This is a genomic window from Amycolatopsis sp. CFH S0740, assembly GCF_004522315.1.
Classification (GTDB): Bacteria; Actinomycetota; Actinomycetes; order Mycobacteriales; family Pseudonocardiaceae; genus Amycolatopsis; species Amycolatopsis nivea.
The window spans coordinates 1-17,978 of the sequence record NZ_SDLS01000055.1 but is presented as its reverse complement, the minus strand read 5'-3'; the positions used below and the strand labels follow the sequence as shown (position 1 = coordinate 17,978).

At 68.9% G+C, this 17,978-nt stretch carries 20 protein-coding genes; 13 read left to right on the top strand and 7 right to left on the bottom strand.

The window, feature by feature from the left end:
* Positions 1–36: 36 nt before the first annotated feature.
* Positions 37–561, top strand: a complete 525-nt coding sequence (locus EIZ45_RS44890; RefSeq protein WP_107051028.1) for a PadR family transcriptional regulator — start codon at positions 37–39, stop codon at positions 559–561.
* On the top strand, positions 525–1,121 hold the full coding sequence (locus EIZ45_RS44885) for an NUDIX hydrolase (RefSeq protein WP_240690951.1): 597 nt from the start codon (positions 525–527) through the stop codon (positions 1,119–1,121). Before EIZ45_RS44890 ends, EIZ45_RS44885 begins: the two co-directional genes overlap by 37 nt.
* A 23-nt stretch (positions 1,122–1,144) precedes the next feature.
* On the opposite strand, the gene mgrA is transcribed toward EIZ45_RS44885, so the two are convergent.
* The gene (gene mgrA / locus EIZ45_RS44880; protein ID WP_134670141.1) at positions 1,145–2,173 is read right to left on the bottom strand and encodes an L-glyceraldehyde 3-phosphate reductase; all 1,029 of its coding nucleotides are present in this window, start codon (positions 2,171–2,173) and stop codon (positions 1,145–1,147) included.
* Positions 2,174–2,341: 168 nt separating this feature from the next.
* On the opposite strand from mgrA, the gene EIZ45_RS44875 reads away from it, so the two are divergent.
* The 6 genes from EIZ45_RS44875 to EIZ45_RS44850 all read left to right on the top strand — a co-directional run bounded on the left by EIZ45_RS44875 (position 2,342) and on the right by EIZ45_RS44850 (position 7,102).
* Positions 2,342–2,701, top strand: coding sequence for a hypothetical protein (locus tag EIZ45_RS44875; RefSeq protein ID WP_051172698.1), 360 nt, complete (start codon positions 2,342–2,344; stop codon positions 2,699–2,701).
* Positions 2,698–3,441, top strand: coding sequence for a hypothetical protein (locus EIZ45_RS44870; RefSeq protein WP_037812380.1), 744 nt, complete (start codon positions 2,698–2,700; stop codon positions 3,439–3,441). Before EIZ45_RS44875 ends, EIZ45_RS44870 begins: the two co-directional genes overlap by 4 nt.
* 18 nt (positions 3,442–3,459) lie before the next feature.
* Positions 3,460–4,221 (top strand): hypothetical protein, encoded by a 762-nt coding sequence (locus EIZ45_RS44865; protein ID WP_134670139.1) that lies wholly within the window; start codon positions 3,460–3,462, stop codon positions 4,219–4,221.
* Positions 4,214–4,702 (top strand): hypothetical protein, encoded by a 489-nt coding sequence (locus EIZ45_RS44860; protein WP_134736124.1) that lies wholly within the window; start codon positions 4,214–4,216, stop codon positions 4,700–4,702. Before EIZ45_RS44865 ends, EIZ45_RS44860 begins: the two co-directional genes overlap by 8 nt.
* 148 nt (positions 4,703–4,850) lie before the next feature.
* Complete coding sequence (locus EIZ45_RS44855; RefSeq protein ID WP_009080300.1) at positions 4,851–5,732, top strand: MoxR family ATPase; 882 nt, start codon at positions 4,851–4,853, stop codon at positions 5,730–5,732.
* Complete coding sequence (locus EIZ45_RS44850) at positions 5,729–7,102, top strand: VWA domain-containing protein (protein ID WP_167756726.1); 1,374 nt, start codon at positions 5,729–5,731, stop codon at positions 7,100–7,102. The genes EIZ45_RS44855 and EIZ45_RS44850 overlap by 4 nt, the downstream gene beginning before the upstream one ends.
* On the opposite strand, the gene add is transcribed toward EIZ45_RS44850, so the two are convergent.
* Entirely contained in the window at positions 7,080–8,063 is a 984-nt protein-coding gene (gene add / locus EIZ45_RS44845; RefSeq protein WP_134670135.1) for an adenosine deaminase, read from the bottom strand. The two genes, EIZ45_RS44850 and add, sit on opposite strands and share 23 nt — an antisense overlap.
* 119 nt (positions 8,064–8,182) lie before the next feature.
* On the opposite strand from add, the gene EIZ45_RS44840 reads away from it, so the two are divergent.
* Complete coding sequence (locus EIZ45_RS44840) at positions 8,183–8,386, top strand: antitoxin (RefSeq protein WP_037812373.1); 204 nt, start codon at positions 8,183–8,185, stop codon at positions 8,384–8,386.
* Between the two features lie 62 nt (positions 8,387–8,448).
* On the opposite strand, the gene EIZ45_RS44835 is transcribed toward EIZ45_RS44840, so the two are convergent.
* The gene (locus EIZ45_RS44835) at positions 8,449–9,759 is read right to left on the bottom strand and encodes a serine hydrolase (protein WP_134670133.1); all 1,311 of its coding nucleotides are present in this window, start codon (positions 9,757–9,759) and stop codon (positions 8,449–8,451) included.
* Positions 9,760–9,898: 139 nt separating this feature from the next.
* On the bottom strand, positions 9,899–11,743 hold the full coding sequence (gene recQ, locus EIZ45_RS44830) for a DNA helicase RecQ (RefSeq protein WP_037812369.1): 1,845 nt from the start codon (positions 11,741–11,743) through the stop codon (positions 9,899–9,901).
* 242 nt (positions 11,744–11,985) lie between these two features.
* Between recQ and EIZ45_RS44825 the strand changes: the two genes are divergently transcribed.
* Complete coding sequence (locus tag EIZ45_RS44825; protein ID WP_240690949.1) at positions 11,986–12,420, top strand: DUF6314 family protein; 435 nt, start codon at positions 11,986–11,988, stop codon at positions 12,418–12,420.
* 77 nt (positions 12,421–12,497) lie between these two features.
* On the opposite strand, the gene EIZ45_RS46355 is transcribed toward EIZ45_RS44825, so the two are convergent.
* Positions 12,498–12,647 carry a hypothetical protein gene (locus EIZ45_RS46355; RefSeq protein WP_158714476.1) on the bottom strand — a complete coding sequence of 50 codons (150 nt, stop codon included), beginning with the start codon at positions 12,645–12,647 and terminating at the stop codon, positions 12,498–12,500.
* Between the two features lie 248 nt (positions 12,648–12,895).
* On the opposite strand from EIZ45_RS46355, the gene EIZ45_RS44820 reads away from it, so the two are divergent.
* The gene (locus tag EIZ45_RS44820; protein ID WP_037812365.1) at positions 12,896–13,402 is read left to right on the top strand and encodes a DUF664 domain-containing protein; all 507 of its coding nucleotides are present in this window, start codon (positions 12,896–12,898) and stop codon (positions 13,400–13,402) included.
* Between the two features lie 884 nt (positions 13,403–14,286).
* On the opposite strand, the gene soxR is transcribed toward EIZ45_RS44820, so the two are convergent.
* Positions 14,287–14,754: a redox-sensitive transcriptional activator SoxR gene (soxR, locus tag EIZ45_RS44815; RefSeq protein ID WP_134670128.1), complete on the bottom strand. Its 468-nt coding sequence runs from the start codon at positions 14,752–14,754 to the stop codon at positions 14,287–14,289.
* A gap of 95 nt (positions 14,755–14,849) precedes the next feature.
* Between soxR and EIZ45_RS44810 the strand changes: the two genes are divergently transcribed.
* The gene (locus EIZ45_RS44810) at positions 14,850–15,410 is read left to right on the top strand and encodes an NADPH-dependent FMN reductase (protein WP_134670126.1); all 561 of its coding nucleotides are present in this window, start codon (positions 14,850–14,852) and stop codon (positions 15,408–15,410) included.
* A 618-nt stretch (positions 15,411–16,028) separates the two neighbouring features.
* On the opposite strand, the gene EIZ45_RS44805 is transcribed toward EIZ45_RS44810, so the two are convergent.
* Positions 16,029–17,264, bottom strand: coding sequence for an FAD-dependent oxidoreductase (locus tag EIZ45_RS44805; protein ID WP_134670124.1), 1,236 nt, complete (start codon positions 17,262–17,264; stop codon positions 16,029–16,031).
* A gap of 55 nt (positions 17,265–17,319) precedes the next feature.
* On the opposite strand from EIZ45_RS44805, the gene EIZ45_RS44800 reads away from it, so the two are divergent.
* On the top strand, positions 17,320–17,913 hold the full coding sequence (locus tag EIZ45_RS44800) for a TetR/AcrR family transcriptional regulator (protein ID WP_134670122.1): 594 nt from the start codon (positions 17,320–17,322) through the stop codon (positions 17,911–17,913).
* Positions 17,914–17,978: the final 65 nt, after the last annotated feature.

Below are 17,978 nucleotides of genomic sequence, written 5' to 3'. Positions count from 1 at the left end.
CGTGCACATGTCAATAGTGGAAGGTAGGGTGAGCGCATGACCTTGCGACACGCGGTGCTGGGGCTGCTCGCCACTGCCCCCGGCAGCGGCTACGACCTGCTGAAACGCTTCGAAACGGCGATGTCGAGCGTCTGGACGGCCACGCAGAGCCAGCTGTACGGGGAACTGGGCAAGCTCGAGAGCGCGGACCTGATCGAGGTCTCCGCAGAAGGCCCGCGCGGCCGCAAGGAGTACGCGATCACCGACGCCGGCCGGTCGGAACTGCGCAAGTGGCTGCTGGAAGAGCGGCCGCCGGCGGCGCGGCGGAACGAGATGCTGCTGCGGGTGTACTTCCTGGGCGAGGTCACGCCGGAGGAGGCCCGCGGATTCCTGCGCAGGCACGGGGCTTTCGCCGAGGGACTGGTCGACGAACTGGCGGCGATCGACGCGTCGGTGGACTGGGACGACAGCGATCCGTCGCTGTACGGCCGCCTCGCGCTGGAGTGGGGCAAGCGCTACGCGGCGATGGAACGCGATTGGGCGGAGTGGGCGGCGGAGACGATCCGCGCGGCCCGCGGCTGATCATGACCGGCAGCGAGGCCCGCCATTGCGGCGACGACGCGGTTTTCGCGCGCGATCTTCGGGACGAGGGCGAACCGGAGGCCGAGTTCAACCCGGGCATCGCCGAATGGTTTCCGCGCAAGAACGCGGCCGCGGGAGCGCTCGTCCGCGACGAACGCGGTCGGATCCTGTTCGTCTGCCCGACCTACAAGCCGTTCCTGGAAATCCCGGGCGGCTTGGTCGAAGACGGCGAATCACCGTTGGCGGCGTGCCGTCGGGAGGTCCGCGAGGAACTCGGCATCGAAGTGCCGGTGGGGCGTCTCCTCGTGGTCGATTGGCTGCCTGCGCACGGAGTCTGGCGGGACAGCCTGCAATTCGTCTTCGACGGCGGCGTGCTGAGCCGCGAGCAGATCGGCGCCATCCGCCTGGCAACTGACGAAGTGAGCCGGTTCGATTTCCTTGACCTCGAGGCCGCGCAAGCGCAGTTGCGGCCCTCGAAGGCACGGCGGATCGCGCTGGCGCACCAAGCGTTTCTGGCCGGGGAGACGGTCTACGGCGAGTTCGGCCGGAGGCTCGGGTAGCCCTCGCCTCCGGCCGTGCCGGGTCATCCGTCCGAAGACCGCTTCCAGATGTTGATGCCTTCTTCGGTGGCGTGCTGGTCGATCTCGGCCAGCTCCTCCGCGGTGAACGACAGGTTGTCCAGCGCGGCGACGTTGTCCTCCAGCTGCTTCACACTGCTGGCCCCGATCACCAGCGACGTCATCCGCGGATCCCGCAGCGCCCACGCCAGCGCGAGCTGCGCCAGCGTCTGCCCGCGCCGCGCCGCGATCTCGCCCAGCGCCCGGATCTTGGCGAGCTTCTCCTCGGTGATCGTGTTCGGGTTCAGCGATTTCCCTTGCGCCGCACGAGAATCCGAGGGCACCCCGGAAAGGTACTTGTCGGTCAGCAAGCCCTGCGCCAGCGGCGAGAACGCGATGCACCCGGCCCCGGCCTGTTCCAGCGTCCCGAGCAGATCGTCCGCCTCGGTCCAGCGGTTGAACATCGAATACGACGGCTGGTGGATCAGCAGCGGCGTGCCCAGTTCGCGCAGCAACCGCGCGGCTTCCGCGGTCCGCGCGGAGTTGTAGGACGAGATCCCGACGTACAGCGCCTTGCCGGACCGGACCGCCCGGTCGAGCGCGCCGACGGTCTCCTCCAGCGGCGTCTCCGGGTCGAAGCGGTGCGAGTAGAAGATGTCGACGTAGTCCAGGCCCATCCGTCCGAGCGACTGGTCGAGGCTGGCCAGCAGGTACTTCCGCGAACCCCATTCGCCGTACGGGCCGGGCCACATGTCGTAGCCGGCCTTGGTGGAGACGACCAGCTCGTCGCGGTACGGCTTCAGGTCGCTGGCCAGCAGCCGGCCGAAGTTCTCCTCGGCGCTGCCGTAGGGCGGGCCGTAGTTGTTGGCCAGGTCGAAATGCGTGATGCCGAGGTCGAAGGCGCGCCGGACGATGTCGCGCTGGACGGTGAGCGGGCGGTCGTTCCCGAAGTTGTGCCACAGCCCGAGCGAGATCGCGGGCAGCTTCAGGCCGCTGCGCCCGCAGCGGCGGTAGGGCATCGAGTCGTAACGGGCGTCAGCGGCAGCGTAAGTCACGCCGCGATGCTAGCCCGCGACCCGCGGCCGGAGCCCGCACGCTGCCGGTGACCTCCTGATCGGTGGCAAAAGGCGGTTTTGCGCGCGACATCCCATTTGGCTCCGTACTATGCGGGCTGTGGCGCCCGTCACGGCCGGGCAGCCCGACGGCGAACGAGGGAGGAACGCATGGCCGGTTACAAGGTCATCACCGGCGCCTTGCGCACCGAAGCGAAGAAGTGGGATCCGCACGCGGAGAAGATCGCCGGCGTGCACACGGCGGTTTCCGGCATGACGCTCGACATCTCGGCGTTCTGGATCGGCGACGGCGTGAACTTCCTCCTCACCGCCGGGGTCGCCGCGATCGACAAATCCGCCTACGACAAGCTCCAGCAGTTCATGGAGCAGAAACTCTCCACGGCGGGCGCGGACATGGGCCACATCGGCGACGTGCTGGTCAAGGCGGCCAACACCTACGACCAGAACGAAGAAATCGTCGAACTCGACCTCAAGGACTGGTCGAAGAAGATCCCGGAGGGCGGCTCGTGAGCGAGGACGCGGAAAGCACCACCGCCGAGTTCAAGAAACTGATCGACCAGCTGGTCCAGTGGGTCAACGACATGGTCAACGGGTTCCGGGAGTTCGTCGGCAAATGGGCGGACTCCGCGTGGCGGTACGTCCTGGGCCCGGCGGTCATCGCCTTCGACCGGGGAATGAAGGCGCTCAGCGAGAAGCTGACGAAGATCGTCGAGGACATCAAGAAGATCCTGGAGCATTCGACCCCGATCGTCTCGATCATCGTCCAGGGGTTCTCCTGGCTTGAGGACGCCCAGCGTCCCGCGTCCCAGCTCCAGGGCGTCGTCAAGGAACACCCGGACGCGAACTTCGGGTACTGGGAAGGCGCGGCCCGGAACGCGTACAACGACGCCGTCGACCTGCAGCACGCCGCGCTGGGCGCGATCAAGACCAAAGCGGACAACATCAGCAGCTGGCTGCTCGACATCGCCAAGGCGAACATCATGTTCGTGAAGGAACTCGGCGACGCCTTCGCCGCCATCGCGGGGGAGTTCGTCGCCGTTCTGGTCGAGGCCGGGACGATCGTCGGCGCGCTGGAAGCCATCGGGGAAGCGGGCAAACTCGTCGAGAAGCTCGTCACCACCGCGGGGCAGCGGCTCACCAAGGTGGTCGAGATGTACAGCGAGGCGGTCGGGCGCACGCGCGACGCCACCAGCATCCAGTACGACGCCGCGGAATTCCCGCACGACAAATGGCCGAGCCTGGCCGGCTAGCCGCACGGAGGAGCGACAATGACCGATCCGGTCGCCTCGGCGAACACGCTCGACGCGGGGCTGGAAGCACTTCGGGACATCAGCGCACGGCTCGATCGGGCCCCGGAGCCGCAGGCACTGCCGACCGTCGCCGAACCCGTGCTGGTCGGCACCGGGCACGCCCGCGGTTTCCGCGCGTCCGACCGGACCGGCGTCGTCACGATCACGCTGGACGAGGACCTCAAGCTGGTCGAGGCGACCGTCCTGGACCACTGGAAAGACCGGGTCGAGCCGGCTTTCCTCGGCGAAGCGCTGACGGAGGCGTACCTGTCCGCGCTGGACGCGGCGGTGCAGGACAGATCCGAACGCCTGGCTTCGGAACCGCCGCCTGCCGCGGCCCCGGGCGACTCGGACGGTCCCGTGGTGGTCCCGACGCTCGACGAAGTCGTCGCGGCAGCCAGGGCCAGCCGGGAGCGCAACGAGAACGAACGGCTCCAGCAGCAGCGAGAACGCGCTTCGGCGGCGGAGCCGGAAGGGCCGCGTGAGGTGCGCGGGAGCTTCGGCTACCTGACCCTGCGCGTCCAGGGCGGCGCGATGATCTCGGCGACCCCGAACGTCAGTGCGCTGGACAACGCCGGCACGGCCAACATCCAGGAGGACATCGAAGCCGCGTTCGGCAACGCGGGACTGAAATCGCCGCACGCCGTCTCGGAATCGGGCAGTGTCCGCCCGGACCGGTCGGCCGGCCGCGAGTTCGACGACGAAGAGGACGCGTGGCAGGGGTTCCATGGCAATGATTAAGCGGCTCGTGCCCGTGCTGGCGGTCGCCGTCTCGGTGGCGGGATGCGGCGGCACCGGCCCGGAGGAGACGTTCGCGAAAACGAACGCCTGCGAGTTGCTGGCGACGGCCGCGCGGGGCACGCCGATCGATCCGCAGCACAGCGAGTACAAGCTGGCGGACTCCGGGGCGTCGGGAGGCGTCGGCGGCTGCCGCACCGAGTGGAACCCGCCGTCGGGCAAGCTGACCGGCGGCGACCTGGCCGCGACGCTGGAGCTCGGCGAGGCGGAGGACTGGAGCGGGCACAGCGAATCGAGCACCCAGAGCGGGCACGAAGTCCGGAAGGACACCACGAAAGCCGGCGGCGGCTGCCGTTATCAGGTTCAGATCCCCGGCACGGACTCAGCGGTGCGCATCTGGTACCTCGACCGGTCCGTGAGCAACGAAGGGTCCTGCCCGGTCGCGAAACGGTTAGTGGACCAGGTCATTCCGAGCCTGCCGTGAACCGGCTCCGGCATACGTCGGAGGAATCTCGGGCTTTCCGTGTCTCTTCTAGGCGGTGAGCGGGCTTAGATCCGATGTCTGGTCGCCGGGACGCCGTTGGCGACGCCCGCCCAGTACAGTGCGGGTGAGCGATCGCTTAGGAGGCCACGTGGGCACCGGGTTTTTCTCGTCCGTCGACGACGTGTCGGCGCAGCTGGCCGAGGCCGGGTACCTCGCGTCGACCGCGGTCGCGACCACGGTGTTCCTCGCCGACCGGCTGGGGAAGCCGCTGCTGGTCGAGGGCCCGGCCGGGGTCGGCAAGACCGCGCTGGCGACGGCGGTGGCCGAGGTCACCGGCTCGCGGCTGGTGCGGTTGCAGTGCTACGAGGGCATCGACGAGGCCCGCGCGCTGTACGAGTGGAACCACGCGAAGCAGCTGCTGCGGATCACCGCGGGCCGCGACGAGACGTGGGACGAGGCGCGCACCGACATCTTCGGCGAGGAATTCCTGCTGCGCCGCCCGCTGCTCACCGCGATCTCCGGCACCGAGCCAACCGTGCTGCTGATCGACGAAACGGACAAGGCCGACGTCGAGATCGAGGGCCTGCTCCTGGAGGTGCTCGGCGATTTCCAGGTGACCGTGCCCGAACTCGGCACGATCACCGCGACGCAGCAGCCGTTCGTGGTGCTGACGTCGAACGCGACGCGCGAGCTGTCCGAGGCGCTGCGGCGGCGGTGCCTGTTCCTCCACATCGATTTCCCGGACGAGGACCTGGAACGCGAGATCGTCCGGCTCAAGGTGCCCGGCATCGAGGCCGCGCTGGCGGATTCGGTGGTGCGGGTGATCGCCGCGCTGCGGGCGATGGACCTGCGGAAACTGCCGTCGGTGGCGGAGACCGTCGACTGGGCGCGCACGCTGCTGGAGCTCGGCGCGGGCGCGCTCGACGAACGGGTGGTGCGCGAAAGCCTCGGCGTCGTGCTGAAGCACCAGGACGACATCGCGAAGGCCGGGGCCGGGCTGCGTCTCGACCAGGTGCTGGACGCGTCGTGACCGCCGCGCCGGGCCTGACCGGACGGCTCGCCGAGTTCGTGCGGGCCTTGCGGGCGCAAGGCATCCCGGCCGGTCCGGGGGAGACGGCCGACGCGGCGGCCGCGCTGGAGGTGCTCGGCCTGGACGACCGCGAACTGGTCCGCGAAGGGCTCGCCGCCGCGCTGGTCCGCCGGGGCGGGCAGCGCACGGTGTTCGACGCCGCGTTCGACCTGTACTTCCCGGCCGGCGTCGGCGCCCCGGAGCTTGCGCGCGAAAACCCGCCGCGGGACCGGGAAGAGCTGCGGGAAGCGCTCGCCGCCGCCCTGGCCGAAGGCGACGACCAGGCGCTGGACCAGCTCGCCGGACTCGCCGTGGACCTGCTGGGCCAGTACGGCGTGGGAACCGGTCCCGGCGGCGGGTATTCGGCGCACCAGACGCTGGACCGCCTGCAACCGCAGACGCTCATCGCCCAGGTGCTGGCCGCGATGCGTGCCGCGGGCTCCCCGGACGAGTTCACCGACCGGCTCACCCGCGACGAAATCCGCCGCCGCGTCGAGGGTTTCCGCGGCCGGGTGCGCACCGAAGCCCGCCGCCGGGCCGCCGAGGTCCGGGGCCGCGAACGGATCGCCAAGCACGCGATCGCGCCCGCCGCCGACCGCGTCGACTTTCTTCTGGCCAGCCGCACGCAATTGGCCGAACTGCGGCGCACGATCCAGCCGCTGTCCCGGAAACTCGCCACCAGGCTTGCCGCACGCCGCAAACGCACCACACGCGGCCAGATCGACTTGCGCCGAACGCTGCGTCGTTCACTCTCCACTGGCGGCGTGCCCTTGCGTCCAGCCTACCGGCACCGGCGTCCCGGCCGCCCGGAAATCATCCTCCTGTGCGACCTTTCCGGTTCGGTGGCGGGTTTCGCGAACTTCACGATGCTGCTGGTGCAGGCTTTGCGGGACCAGTTCAGCAAGATCCGCGTCTTCGGCTTCGTCGACAGCACCGACGAGGTAACACATCTCGTGGACACCGGCGCCGCCGATCCCGAACAGCTGGGCGCGCGGATGCTCAGCGAAGCCGCAGTCGTCCGCTGGGACGGCCACAGCGATTACGGCCGCGCACTAGGACAATTCACTTCGCACTGGCTCGACGCCGTCGGCCCGCGAACGTCGGTCCTCATCCTGGGCGACGCCCGGACGAACGGCGGCGACCCGAATCTCGAGGCCGTCCGCGCGATCCGCTCGCGTGCCCGGCACGTCCACTGGCTGAATCCCGAACGCCGATCCCTGTGGGGGACCGGCGATTCGGCCGCGCCGGACTACGCGGACCTGGTGGAGATGCACGAATGCCGGAACGCGCAGCAGCTGGGCGTGCTCGTCACGCGCCTTCTGCCGACCTGAGCCAGCCGTCAATCTCCTTGCGCAGCAACGCTTTGGTCTCCTCCGGTGCGAACGATGCCTCGACCGCGTTGCGGGCCAGCTGAGCCAAGGACGCGTCGTCGTACCCGAAAACTTCCCTCGCCCGAGTGAATTCGTCGGTGATCGTGGTGCCCGTGACGTCCGGGACATCCGTGTTGAGCGTGACCCGCAGCCCCGCCTCGATCAACCGGGGGAGCGGGTGCCGCGGAAGCGTCGGCACCAAGCCGAGCGTGACGTTCGACGACGGGCACACCTCGAGCGCGATCCCGCTTTCCGCTACCTGGGCGGTCAGTTCCGGATCCTCGACAATGCGGATCCCGTGGCCGATACGCTCCGCGCCACCGATTTCAATCGCCTCGCGGATGCTCTCCGGCCCAGCGTCCTCGCCCGCGTGGTGAACGAGGTGCACTCCCGCCTCCCGCGCCCGGACGAACACCTCCCGGAACGGAGCGAGCGAATGCCTTTCCTCGCCCGCCATCCCGATCGCGACGACCTCTTCATACTGCTTGGCGAGGTCCAAGGTCTTCATCGCCCGCTCGACCGACCTGCGCCGCGAGTGATCAAGGATCAACCGCCATTGCAGCCCATGCTCTTTTCCGCCCTCCGTCAGTCCTTTGCGGACCGCGTCGAGCGGCATTTCAAGATCCCCGAGCCGTTCCCCGTGCGACGCGGCGGTGAACGTAACCTCGACGTACCGAGTCCCCTGCGCGGCTTCGTCCGCGCAGAACTCGCGCGCGATCCGCTCGAAGTCTTCCGCCGCGCGCAAACACGACCGAGTGAGACTGTTGCGATCGGCAAACGCCCGAAACCCGTTGAACGAGGCCGGTTTATCCGGCACCTCGACTCCGTGGACAGCCGCGAGCTCCTTGAGCGTGCCCGGGCGGACAGTGCTCTCGAGGTGGACGTGGAGATGCACCTTGGGAAGGGCCGAAAGATCGCGCACGCGTCGGATGATGCCTGCCTTCGGCACCTCCTGTCACTCAAGTTTGCCCGGGGGAACTCGCGGTGGCGTGGCGGCGTTGAGAAGGTGACGGATGTTTCCGCAGGGGAAGGCTGTGCGCGATGGCTTTGATGAAGAAACTCACCATGCTGGCCGGTGCCGCGGGCGCGGTGTCGTATGTGCGGAACAACCCGCAGAAGGTCAACGAGGCCGTGGGCAAGGCGGCGCGCTTCGTGGATGAGAAGACCAATGGGCGGTATCACTCGCAGATCGCCGGGGCGGTGCGGAAGGTCTCGGACACCACGCGTCCTCGGACGGCTGAGTGACGCTGCTGGCTGGGACCCGGGTTCGCGCACCTTCCGCAGGGCCGTGCCGGGTCGCGTGAAGATCAATCGACTCGGTAGGCGGCGGCTCCGTTGTGCAGGAAGCGCGCGCGGCCGCGCGCGTCGGAGCCGATCAGTGACCAGACCTGGTGGCCGTCGAACTTCGGTTCGGCGGTGATGACCGCGTGGTCGTCGAGGCGGACCACCTCGACGCGCCGCGCTGGCTTGCCGTGCCGCGATTCGGCGGTCTCCTTGCGGGGACGGTAAGTGAGGAACGCTCGATCGTTGTCGACGGTCAGAGTGATGTCGTCCGAGGTGGTGCGGTAGGTGCCGCACATCAGGTCCGCGTCGAGGGGAACGGGTTCCGCGGGCGGTACGGGAAGCGGTGCCGTCTCGACGCCGGCGAGGTCCCGGAGCACCGTGCTGAAGAGTTCGTGGGCCAGAGGTTCGGCGCCCGCGCTGTTGGTCAGGACGGCCATCGCCACCCCGGCCGAGGGGACGACGCGCAGGAAAGCCTTCTGGCCTTTGGAGACGCCGGTGTGGCCGACGACGCCGTCGCGGTAGAGCATCCAGCCGAGCCCCCAGCCGAGGACGCCGCCGCCGAAGTCGGGGACGGATTCGAGCTGGGGTTCGCGCAGTCCCGCGAGCGTGTGGTCGGCGAGGTGCAGGCGAACGAACTCCAGCAGATCGCGGGCACTGATCGCGAGGTGCGAGCCGCTGGGCGTGGAGAAATAGCGGACTGCCCAGCTCTTCGTCGGCGCGAGTCTTCCTTCGGTCTCGACGTGGCCGACCGCGGTGCGGTGCAGGATCGCTTCGTAAGTGTCGGAGGCGAGGGTGGAAAGTCCCAGCGGCGTCGCTAATCGATCCCGGAGCACGTCGTGGAAGGTCCTGCCGCGCAAGACTTCGACCAGCCTGCCGAGCACGGCGTATCCGCTGTTGGAGTAGGAGAAAACGCGGCCCGGGGGAAAGAGATGAGCCGCGTCGGCGAGGGCAGCGACGAACTTCTCGATCGCGTCGTCGTTGCGTCCGGTGTCGACGAGGTGGTTGCTGTCGACCCCGCCGGTATGGGTGAGCAGGTGGCGGGCGGTCAGGGTTTCAGTGGCCGCCGGGTCGCTCAGCCGGAACCCGGGCAGGTAGGCGTGAAGAGGGCGGTCGAGGTCGAGCAGATCGTCGTTCACCAGCTGCTGGACCAGGGTGGCGGTCCAGATCTTGGTGATCGAACCGATCTTGAACACCGAGTCGGTCGTGGCCTCGACTCGCGTGCGGAGGCTCAGCACGCCCGCGGCCTCGTCCCGGATCTCGCCGTCGGCCAGCACCGCGACCTGCGCGCCCGGTACGTCGTGCTTCGCGATCAGCTCGCTCAAACCCCACGCCATCCCCGCAATGTACTGCCCGGAACGCTTGGTACGAGCACGAACCAAGCCTTCCGGGCAGCGGCATCGCCAGGCGGAACGTTCTGAAGCTGCTTAGCAGGGACGACTGTCGAGGGGACGCCGCCTGTTCTTCCGGCCAGCCTCACTCCTCGGCCAGCACCGCCAGCACACCCTCCCCGTACTTGGCCAGCTTGCTCTCGCCGACCCCGCTCACCGTGCCCAGTTTGTCGAGCGTCGTCGGCATCATCGCGGCGATCTGGCGCAGCGTCGCATCGTGGAAGATCACGTACGCCGGGACGCCCTGTTCCTTCGCCGTCGCCCCGCGCCAGGCACGCAGGCGCTCGAACACCGGTTCCGCCTCTGGGGGCATGTCGATCGGAGCGGCTGGCGTGCGGCGGGACGTGCGCGGGGCGCGCGCCGGGCGTTCCGGTTCGCGGCGCAGTTGCACTTCCTGGGAACCGTTCAGCACCGCGGTCGAACCTTCGGTCAGCACCAGCGATCCGTAATCGCCCTCGACCGCGAGCAGGTTGCGCGCCAGCAGCTGCCGCACCACCGCGCGCCATTCCGGTTCGCGCAGTTCGGTGCCGATGCCGAAGACCTTCAGCGTGTCGTGCTGGAACTGGGTGACCTTCGGCGTCGTCTTGCCCAGCAGGATGTCGATGATCTGGCCGGCGCCGAAACTCTGCCGCCGCTCGTTGCGCAGACGGACCACTGTGGACAGTAGTTTCTGCGCGGGAATGGTGCCGTCCCAGCGTTCCGGCGGGGCCAGGCAGGTGTCGCAGTTCCCGCACGGCTGGCCGGACTGCCCGAAGTACGCGAGGATCTGCGTGCGCCGGCATTCGACCGTCTCGCACAGCGCCAGCATCGCGTTCAGGTGCCGGGCTTGCAGGCGGCGATGCATCTCGTCGCCCTCGGACTTGTCGATCATTTTGCGCAGCTGCATCACGTCTTGCAGCCCGTACGCGAGCCAGGCGGTGGACGGCTGCCCGTCGCGGCCCGCGCGGCCGGTTTCCTGGTAATAGCCTTCCACGGACTTCGGCAGATCGAGGTGGGCGACGAACCGGACGTCCGGTTTGTCGATGCCCATGCCGAACGCGATCGTGGCGACCACGACGAGCCCGTCCTCGCGCAGGAACCTCGCCTGGTTCGCCGCGCGAGTCGACTTGTCGAGCCCGGCGTGGTACGGCACTGCCCGGATTCCGTTCTGCACCAGGAAATCCGCCGTCTTCTCCACCGATGCGCGCGACAGGCAGTAGACGATCCCGGCGTCGCCCTGGTGCTCGGTGCGGAGGAGGTCGAGCAGCTGCTTCTGCGGCGAGTTCTTCGGGACGATCCGGTACTGGATGTTGGGCCGGTCGAAGCTCGCGACGAAATGCTTCGCGCCGTCCAGGCCGAGCCGCTGCGAGATTTCCTTGTGCGTGGCCTCGGTCGCGGTGGCGGTGAGCGCGATCCGGGGCACGTCCGGCCAGCGTTCGTGCAGCGACGACAGCATCAGGTAGTCGGGGCGGAAATCGTGGCCCCACTGGGAGACGCAGTGCGCTTCGTCGATCGCGAACAGGGCGATTTTACCGCGGTCGAGCAGCCGCACGGTGGATTCGACCGACAGTCGTTCGGGCGCGAGGTAGAGCAGGTCCAGTTCGCCCGCGACGAACGCCTCCTCCACCTCCTGCCGCTGCGCGAAATCCTGGGTGGAGTTGAGGAATCCGGCGCGCACGCCGACGTTGCGCAGCGCGTCGACCTGGTCCTGCATCAGCGCGATGAGCGGCGAGATCACCACACCGACGCCGGGGCGCACCAGCGACGGGATCTGGTAGCACAGCGATTTCCCGCCGCCGGTGGGCATGAGCACCAGCGCGTCGCCGCCGGAGATCACGTGCTCGACGATCTCCGCCTGGTCGCCGCGGAACGCGTCGTAGCCGAAGACGCGCTGCAAGGTCTCGAGAGCGGGGGAACGGGTGGCCTGCTCGGCCAGATCGGGGTGCGCCACGCGGCCGATTCTAGGGCGGCGAGCCGTCCGGGCGAGCCTGCCCCGCCGGGTTCGGCGCGAGAGTCCCCATCGCACCGGCCGTTTTCGGCGTTCGCGACGGGCCCGGTCGCACAGGGTGAACAGCCTGGCGACTGGTGACACCGGGGATGACGGGACCCTTCACGCCACCCCCGTGACAGACGGTGTCGAGACGACGGTCCCGGTGCCCTTCGCGCGCGGCCCGGAGGCGCACAATGGGATCCGTGGCTTTTCCGATCGATGACCTGACCGGGTATTTCTCCGGCGAATGGCAGCTCGCGCGCGAAATCGTCGACGTCGACGGGGCGGCGCTGGGCGAGGCGAGCGGCCGGGCGACGTTCACCTGCGAAGACGGGGTGCTCGTCTATCGGGAGTCGGGAGAGCTGCAGCTCGGAGCGCATCGCGGACCGTTTGTCCGGACTCTGCACTACCGCCCGGCCGGCGGCTCGCGCGCTGCGGTCCACTTCGACCACGGCGGGTTTTTCCACGACGTGGACCTGACGACCGGCGAGTGGACGGCCGATCATCCGTGCGCCGCCGACTGGTATCGCGGGGCGTACCGCGTGCTCGACGATCGCCAGTGGGAGCAGGAATGGGTGGTGACCGGACCGGCCAAGGACCACGTCATCACCAGCCGGTTCACGCGTGCGGACCGGTGATCCTCCCGGTCTGGCGCAGGATTCCGCACTGCCGCACGTGAGATCCGCCGGATATCGCAGCGAACGCGCTGCGTGAACTACTTCCGCCGGTTGCGCAGGATCACCAGCAGCACCGTGATCGCCGAAATCGCGCAGGCGGCGGCGATCACCATGCCCGCCCAGGCGGGAATCGCGATGCCGGCGATGTTGTCGAACCCGGGCAGGGCTCGGGGCGCGGTGATCGCCACGGGTCCCTCCGTTCGCGTCGTCGGCGTGCAGATCGCTCTCGCGCCGGAGTCTACCTGCCGCTGGCCGCGCGCGTCAGGTCCGAAGTGGACAGTTGCGGTCACCGCTGGTAGTCAACGGATTTTCCGTGCTGAAGCCGTGCGATCCGGTGCGAATGGACCCCTCGCGCCGCTCGAGTCACAGTGCTGGGCACAAGCGGATCTTCGAGGCATGATCGAGGCAAGCGCACGACGACGAAGAGGAGCGCGAGATGAATGTGGCCGATCTGCTCGTGGACGGATTCGGCCGGGTGCGGGAAGTGGTGCACCAGGCAGTCGACGGGCTGACCGCGGAGCAACTGGCGGCGCGCCCCGGCCCGGAAGCCAACTCGATCGGCTGGCTGGTCTGGCATTTGGCGCGGGTGCAAGACGACCATGTCGCGGACGTCGCGGGCACCGACCAGTTCTGGACGGCACAGGACTGGCGCGAGAAATTCGCCCTGCCGTTTCCCGCCGGCGACATCGGTTACGGGCACAGCAGCGACGACGTGGCCAAGGTCCAGCCGAAGTCGCCGGACTTGCTCACCGGCTACTACGACGCCGTGCACGAGCACACGGTGTCCTGGGTGACCAGCCTCAACGGAACGGCACTGGACCGCGTGGTCGACGAAGGCTGGAACCCGCCGGTCACGCTTGGAGTCCGGCTGGTCAGCGTGCTCTCCGACGACCTGCAACACGCCGGACAGGCCGCCTACGTGAGGGGGTTGCTGCTGGGATGACCTGGAGCGGCTGACGCGCTGAGCGAGTGACCGGCTGGCCTGGCAGCTCGCGCCGCGGCGCACGCGCACCGCCGCGGCTCTCTCGCTCCGTACCTGGGCCACGAACCGCCGCATTGCTCGCGCGGCGGCGGGCCGGGGGAGTGATGGCGACGCATGCTGGCCAACGCGCGGTGAGTGCGCGTGGTCAGAGTGGGACTGGCGGGCGTGGTGCGAGTGCGTTGCGAGAGCGGAACCGGTGGCTGAGGTGGGTGCGGTGCGAGCGCGCGGCGAGAGCGCGTGGCGAAGGCGGGCTGGCGGCTTAGGCGGGTGTGGCGAGGGAAGGTGGCGAGAGAGCGGAGGGTGGCTGCGGCGGCCGCCGTGCGAGCGCGCGGCATGAGCAGTCCTGGCGAGGGCGCGTGGCGAAAGCGGGGCTGGTGGCTGAGGTGGGTGCCGTGCGAGCGCACGGCGGGTGCAGGACTGGCGGGTGTGGTGAGGGGATGTGGTGAGAGAACGGCCGGTGGCTGAGGTGGGTGCAGTCCGCGCGTGCGGCGAGCGCGGGACTGCTGGCTGAGGTGCGAGCGTGAAGCGAGAGCGTGGCTGGCGGCTGAAGCAGGCGTGGTGATGGCATGTGGTGAAAGTTGGCTCGTCGCTGAGGCGAGCGCGCGACTGGCGAGGGAGGTGAGAATGCGCGGCGAGAATCGGGTTGCTGGCCAACGCGCAGTGAGAGCGTGCAGCGAGCTGGTGGCTGAAGCGCGCGGTGAGAGTGCGCCGTGAACACTGGGCTGGTAGCCGAAGCGGACGCGGCCTCGCGGAGGTGCAGTCCCGCGGAGAACCCCCGCAGTCCCACGCGAAGAAGCATCGGCCGAGCAGCCAGTCAACCTCCCGGAGTCAGCTGCCGAGCGGTCTCACTCGAACCCCGCGCCCCGGTGGTCCGGCAGTCGGCGCGGGCCGGGGCCGTCTTGGCCTAGGCGGTCTTCTGGGTTGGCCAGGCGGCATTTGGCCAGGGACATGCAGCCGCAGCCGATGCAGTCGTTCAGTTGGTCGCGGAGTTGTTCCAGCTGGCGGATGCGCTGGTCCAGGTCGGAGCGCCAGCAGGACGAGATGCGGGACCAGTCGGCGCGGGTGGGGGTGCGGTCGTCCGGGAGGAGGGCCAGCACGTCGCGGATCTGTGCCAGCGGCATGCCCACCCGCTGCGACATGCGGATGAACGTGACCCGCCGCAGGGTGTCGCGGCGGTAGCGGCGCTGGTTGCCCGCGGTGCGCCTGCTTTGGATCAGGTTCTCGTCCTCGTAGAACCGGAGGGCCGACGCGGGTACGCCGCTGCGGTGGGAGAGTTCGCCCACGGTCAGTTCGGGCAGCTCCGTTTTCGCCATGCGCACAGCATAGCTTGACTTAAAGGGAGCTTGAAGTTCGAGACTCCTTTCCGGAGGCGGGAAACCTGTTCCGCCCCGGAAAAAGGAGAAAAAACGTGTCCGAAGCTCCCGTCCGGCTCGCTGTGCTCGTCGGCAGCGCCAGGGAAGGGCGGTTCGCCCCCACGGTCGTCCGCTGGTTCTCCCGCCAGGCCGACCGGCACGGCGGGTTCGAGGTCGACGTCCTCGACGTCGCCGAGATCTCGCTGCCGCTCGCGATGAACGGCGAGGGGGCCGCGCCCGTCGCTGCCCGGCTCGAGGCGGCGGACGCGTTCGTCGTGATCACGCCCGAGTACAACCACAGCTACCCGGCCGCGCTCAAGAACGTCCTCGACTGGTTCCGCGGCGAATGGCACGCGAAGCCGGTCGCGTTCGTGTCCTACGGCGGGATCTCCGGCGGGCTGCGCGCGGTCGAGCACCTCCGCCCGGTCTTCGCCGAACTGCACGCGGTCACCATCCGCGAAACCGTGAGCTTCCACGGGGTCCACGGGCGGTTCGGGGAGGACGGCGAACCGCTCGACCCTGCCGTCGAGACCGCGGCGAAGGCCTTGCTCGACCAGCTCGAATGGTGGGCTCGCGCGTTGCAGGACGCCCGATCGGTGCGGGCTTACCCGGCGTAGCGGCGCGGGATAGCGCTGGTCGGCGTGGTTGAAGCGCCGGGGTAGCCGTGCGGATGCTGCTCCGGCGGAGTTCGGACGGCTCGCTGCCGTGAACTGCGACGTGTTCCGTTTAGCCGAGGGGTGAGTCCGGGGCGGTGCTGGAAGCCGGTGGTGTGCTGGCTGACGGTGCGGCTCCGTTGGGCGATGCGGTTGCCCTTCCGGAAGAGGGGCGGCCGGACCATGTTCTGGGCCGGAACCGCTGCGATGGAAGAGGAATCCGGCGTTGCGGGAAGCCAGCGCAGTCTTGGTTGGCGACGCTGCGGCTCGGCGGAGCTTCCCGCTGCGATGGCTGAGGCTGGAGCACGCTTCGGTGCGGCCCCGTCCGACAAGGCAGCCAGTTCGGTGCGGCACCGTTCAACAGGGCAGTGAGTCCGGTGCGGCACCGTCCAAATGGGGGCGGCGAGTTCGGTGCGGCCCCGTCCGACAAGGCAGCGAGTCGGTGCGGCACCGGCCAACAAGGCGCTGAGTTCTGTGCGGCACCGTTCAACAAGGCAGTGCGTCCGGTGCCGCCCACCGGAACAGCAAATCCGGTGCGGTGCCGCAAAACCCCAGCGGCACCGCACCGGACCGCCAAAACAGTCAGCCAGCGTGACTGTCCACACCAGATCGTCGGGCGAAAGCGGGAGCGTGTTCCGGCCGCAACCCAACGCCGCCAAGGTAAGCAGTCACCCCGGAAAGCGCCGGGAATCGTTGCACTACCCGCATCGGCGCGGGCAAACGGTCCAGCGTCCCGGCTAGCGCGGGGCGCAGCAGCATCTCGTGTTCACCCCGCTGACTCGACTGCACCGCGACAGTCGGCAACAACCGGCGGCGGCGTACGGCGGCCAGGCGGGACACCGGAACTTCCCCGCGCCGCAACGGTTCCGCGAGGAGTCGTGCGGTGGCGACGGCGTCTTGCACGGCCAGGTTCACCCCGACACCGCCAACCGGCGACATCGGGTGGGCCGCGTCGCCGATGCACAACGCGCCGGGGGCGTGCCAGCGCGGCAGCAGGCCCATGGTCACTTCCAGCAACTTCACGTCGTCCCACGAGCGGACTGCGGACACTTGCGCGGGCGTCCAGCCGAACAACTTGGCCAGGCGTGAGCGGAAGTCTTCGATCGGGCCGGAACGCAGGAGGGCGTCTTGACCTCGGGGGATGAGGTACGAGGTCTGGTAGTAATCACCGCGGTCCATGGTCACCGAGGCGTATCCGGGGCCGAACCGGGCGAACACCCCCTGTTCGCCCGGTCCGGCTTTCGGCACTCGCACCTGCCAGACGTCCATCGGGACGGCTGTCTCCCGCAATGCGAGGCCGAGTTCTTGGCGCACTTTCGACCAGCGTCCGTCGCAGCCGACGGTGAGCGGGGCTTCGAGTGCGGCAGTGTCACCGCTGTCATCGCGGTAGTTGACGCCCGTGACGCGTCCGCCTTCGCGGCGCAGAGAGGTAACAGAAGCGCCCATGCGCAGGGTGAATTTCGGTTCGGCCGCACCGGCTTCGGCCAGCAGGCCCAGGAATTCGGCTTGCGGGACCATCGCGATGTGCTTGTGCGGGCCGCGCAGTCTGCTGAAGTCGGCGGCGATCACCGTTTCCTCGCCGATCTCCATTTTCATCCGTTCCAGGACCGAACGGGACAGTGCGGCGAACCGGGTGCCGAGGCCCAGTTCGTCCAGCAACCGCAGCGTCGACGGGTGCACGGTGTCGCCGCGGAAGTCCCGCAGGAAGTCGCGGTGCTTCTCCAGCACCACCACCTCGACCCCGGCCCGGGCCAGCAGCAGGCCCAGCATCACGCCTGCCGGACCGCCCCCGGCGACCACGCATCCGGTCCGTTCCATCGGGACCTCCAATCTTAGAGACTCTCTAAGTTTAGAGTAACGCTAAGATTCACGCATGACCGGGTTGCGGGAAGAGAAGAAGCGGCGGACCCGCCAGGCGCTGATCGAGGCGGCGCTCACGCTGTTCGACGAGCAGGGCTACGACGGCACGACCGTCGCCGAGATCTCCGCGCGGGCGAAGGTGTCCCCGGCGACGTACTTCAACTACTTCGCCGCCAAAGAGGACGTCGTCTTCGCTGACCAGCATCTTTACGACGAGGTGGTGGACGGGGTCTTCGCCGCGGCGGAGCCGGGGACGCCGGTGGCGGAGATGGTGACCAGGACGGTCCACGCGCTGGTGACGGCGGACGCGTGGAGTTTCCCCCTGGACCATCCGCTCACCGAGGTACGCACCCGGCTGCTGGCCGGGGTGCCCGCATTGCGCGCGGGATACCTGCTGCGCAACGCGGCGGTGGGGGATCGGTGGGCGGAGAAGCTGTACGAGACGTGCGCGCCGCAGCTGGACCGGGTCGAGGCGGCTGGATTGACCGGTGCGGTGTTCGGCGCGTTGGAGGCGGCGTTGCGGCAGGTGCCGCAGGGGGAGAGCGCGACGGAAGCCATGCTGGGGATCGTCGAGCGGGTCGTGCGCGGATTCGTGCCGGAAGGCTAGTGTCCTGCGTCAGAAATTCGTCGGCGGAAGTTGGCGAGTGACTCGAGGATCTCCGCGGCGGTCTT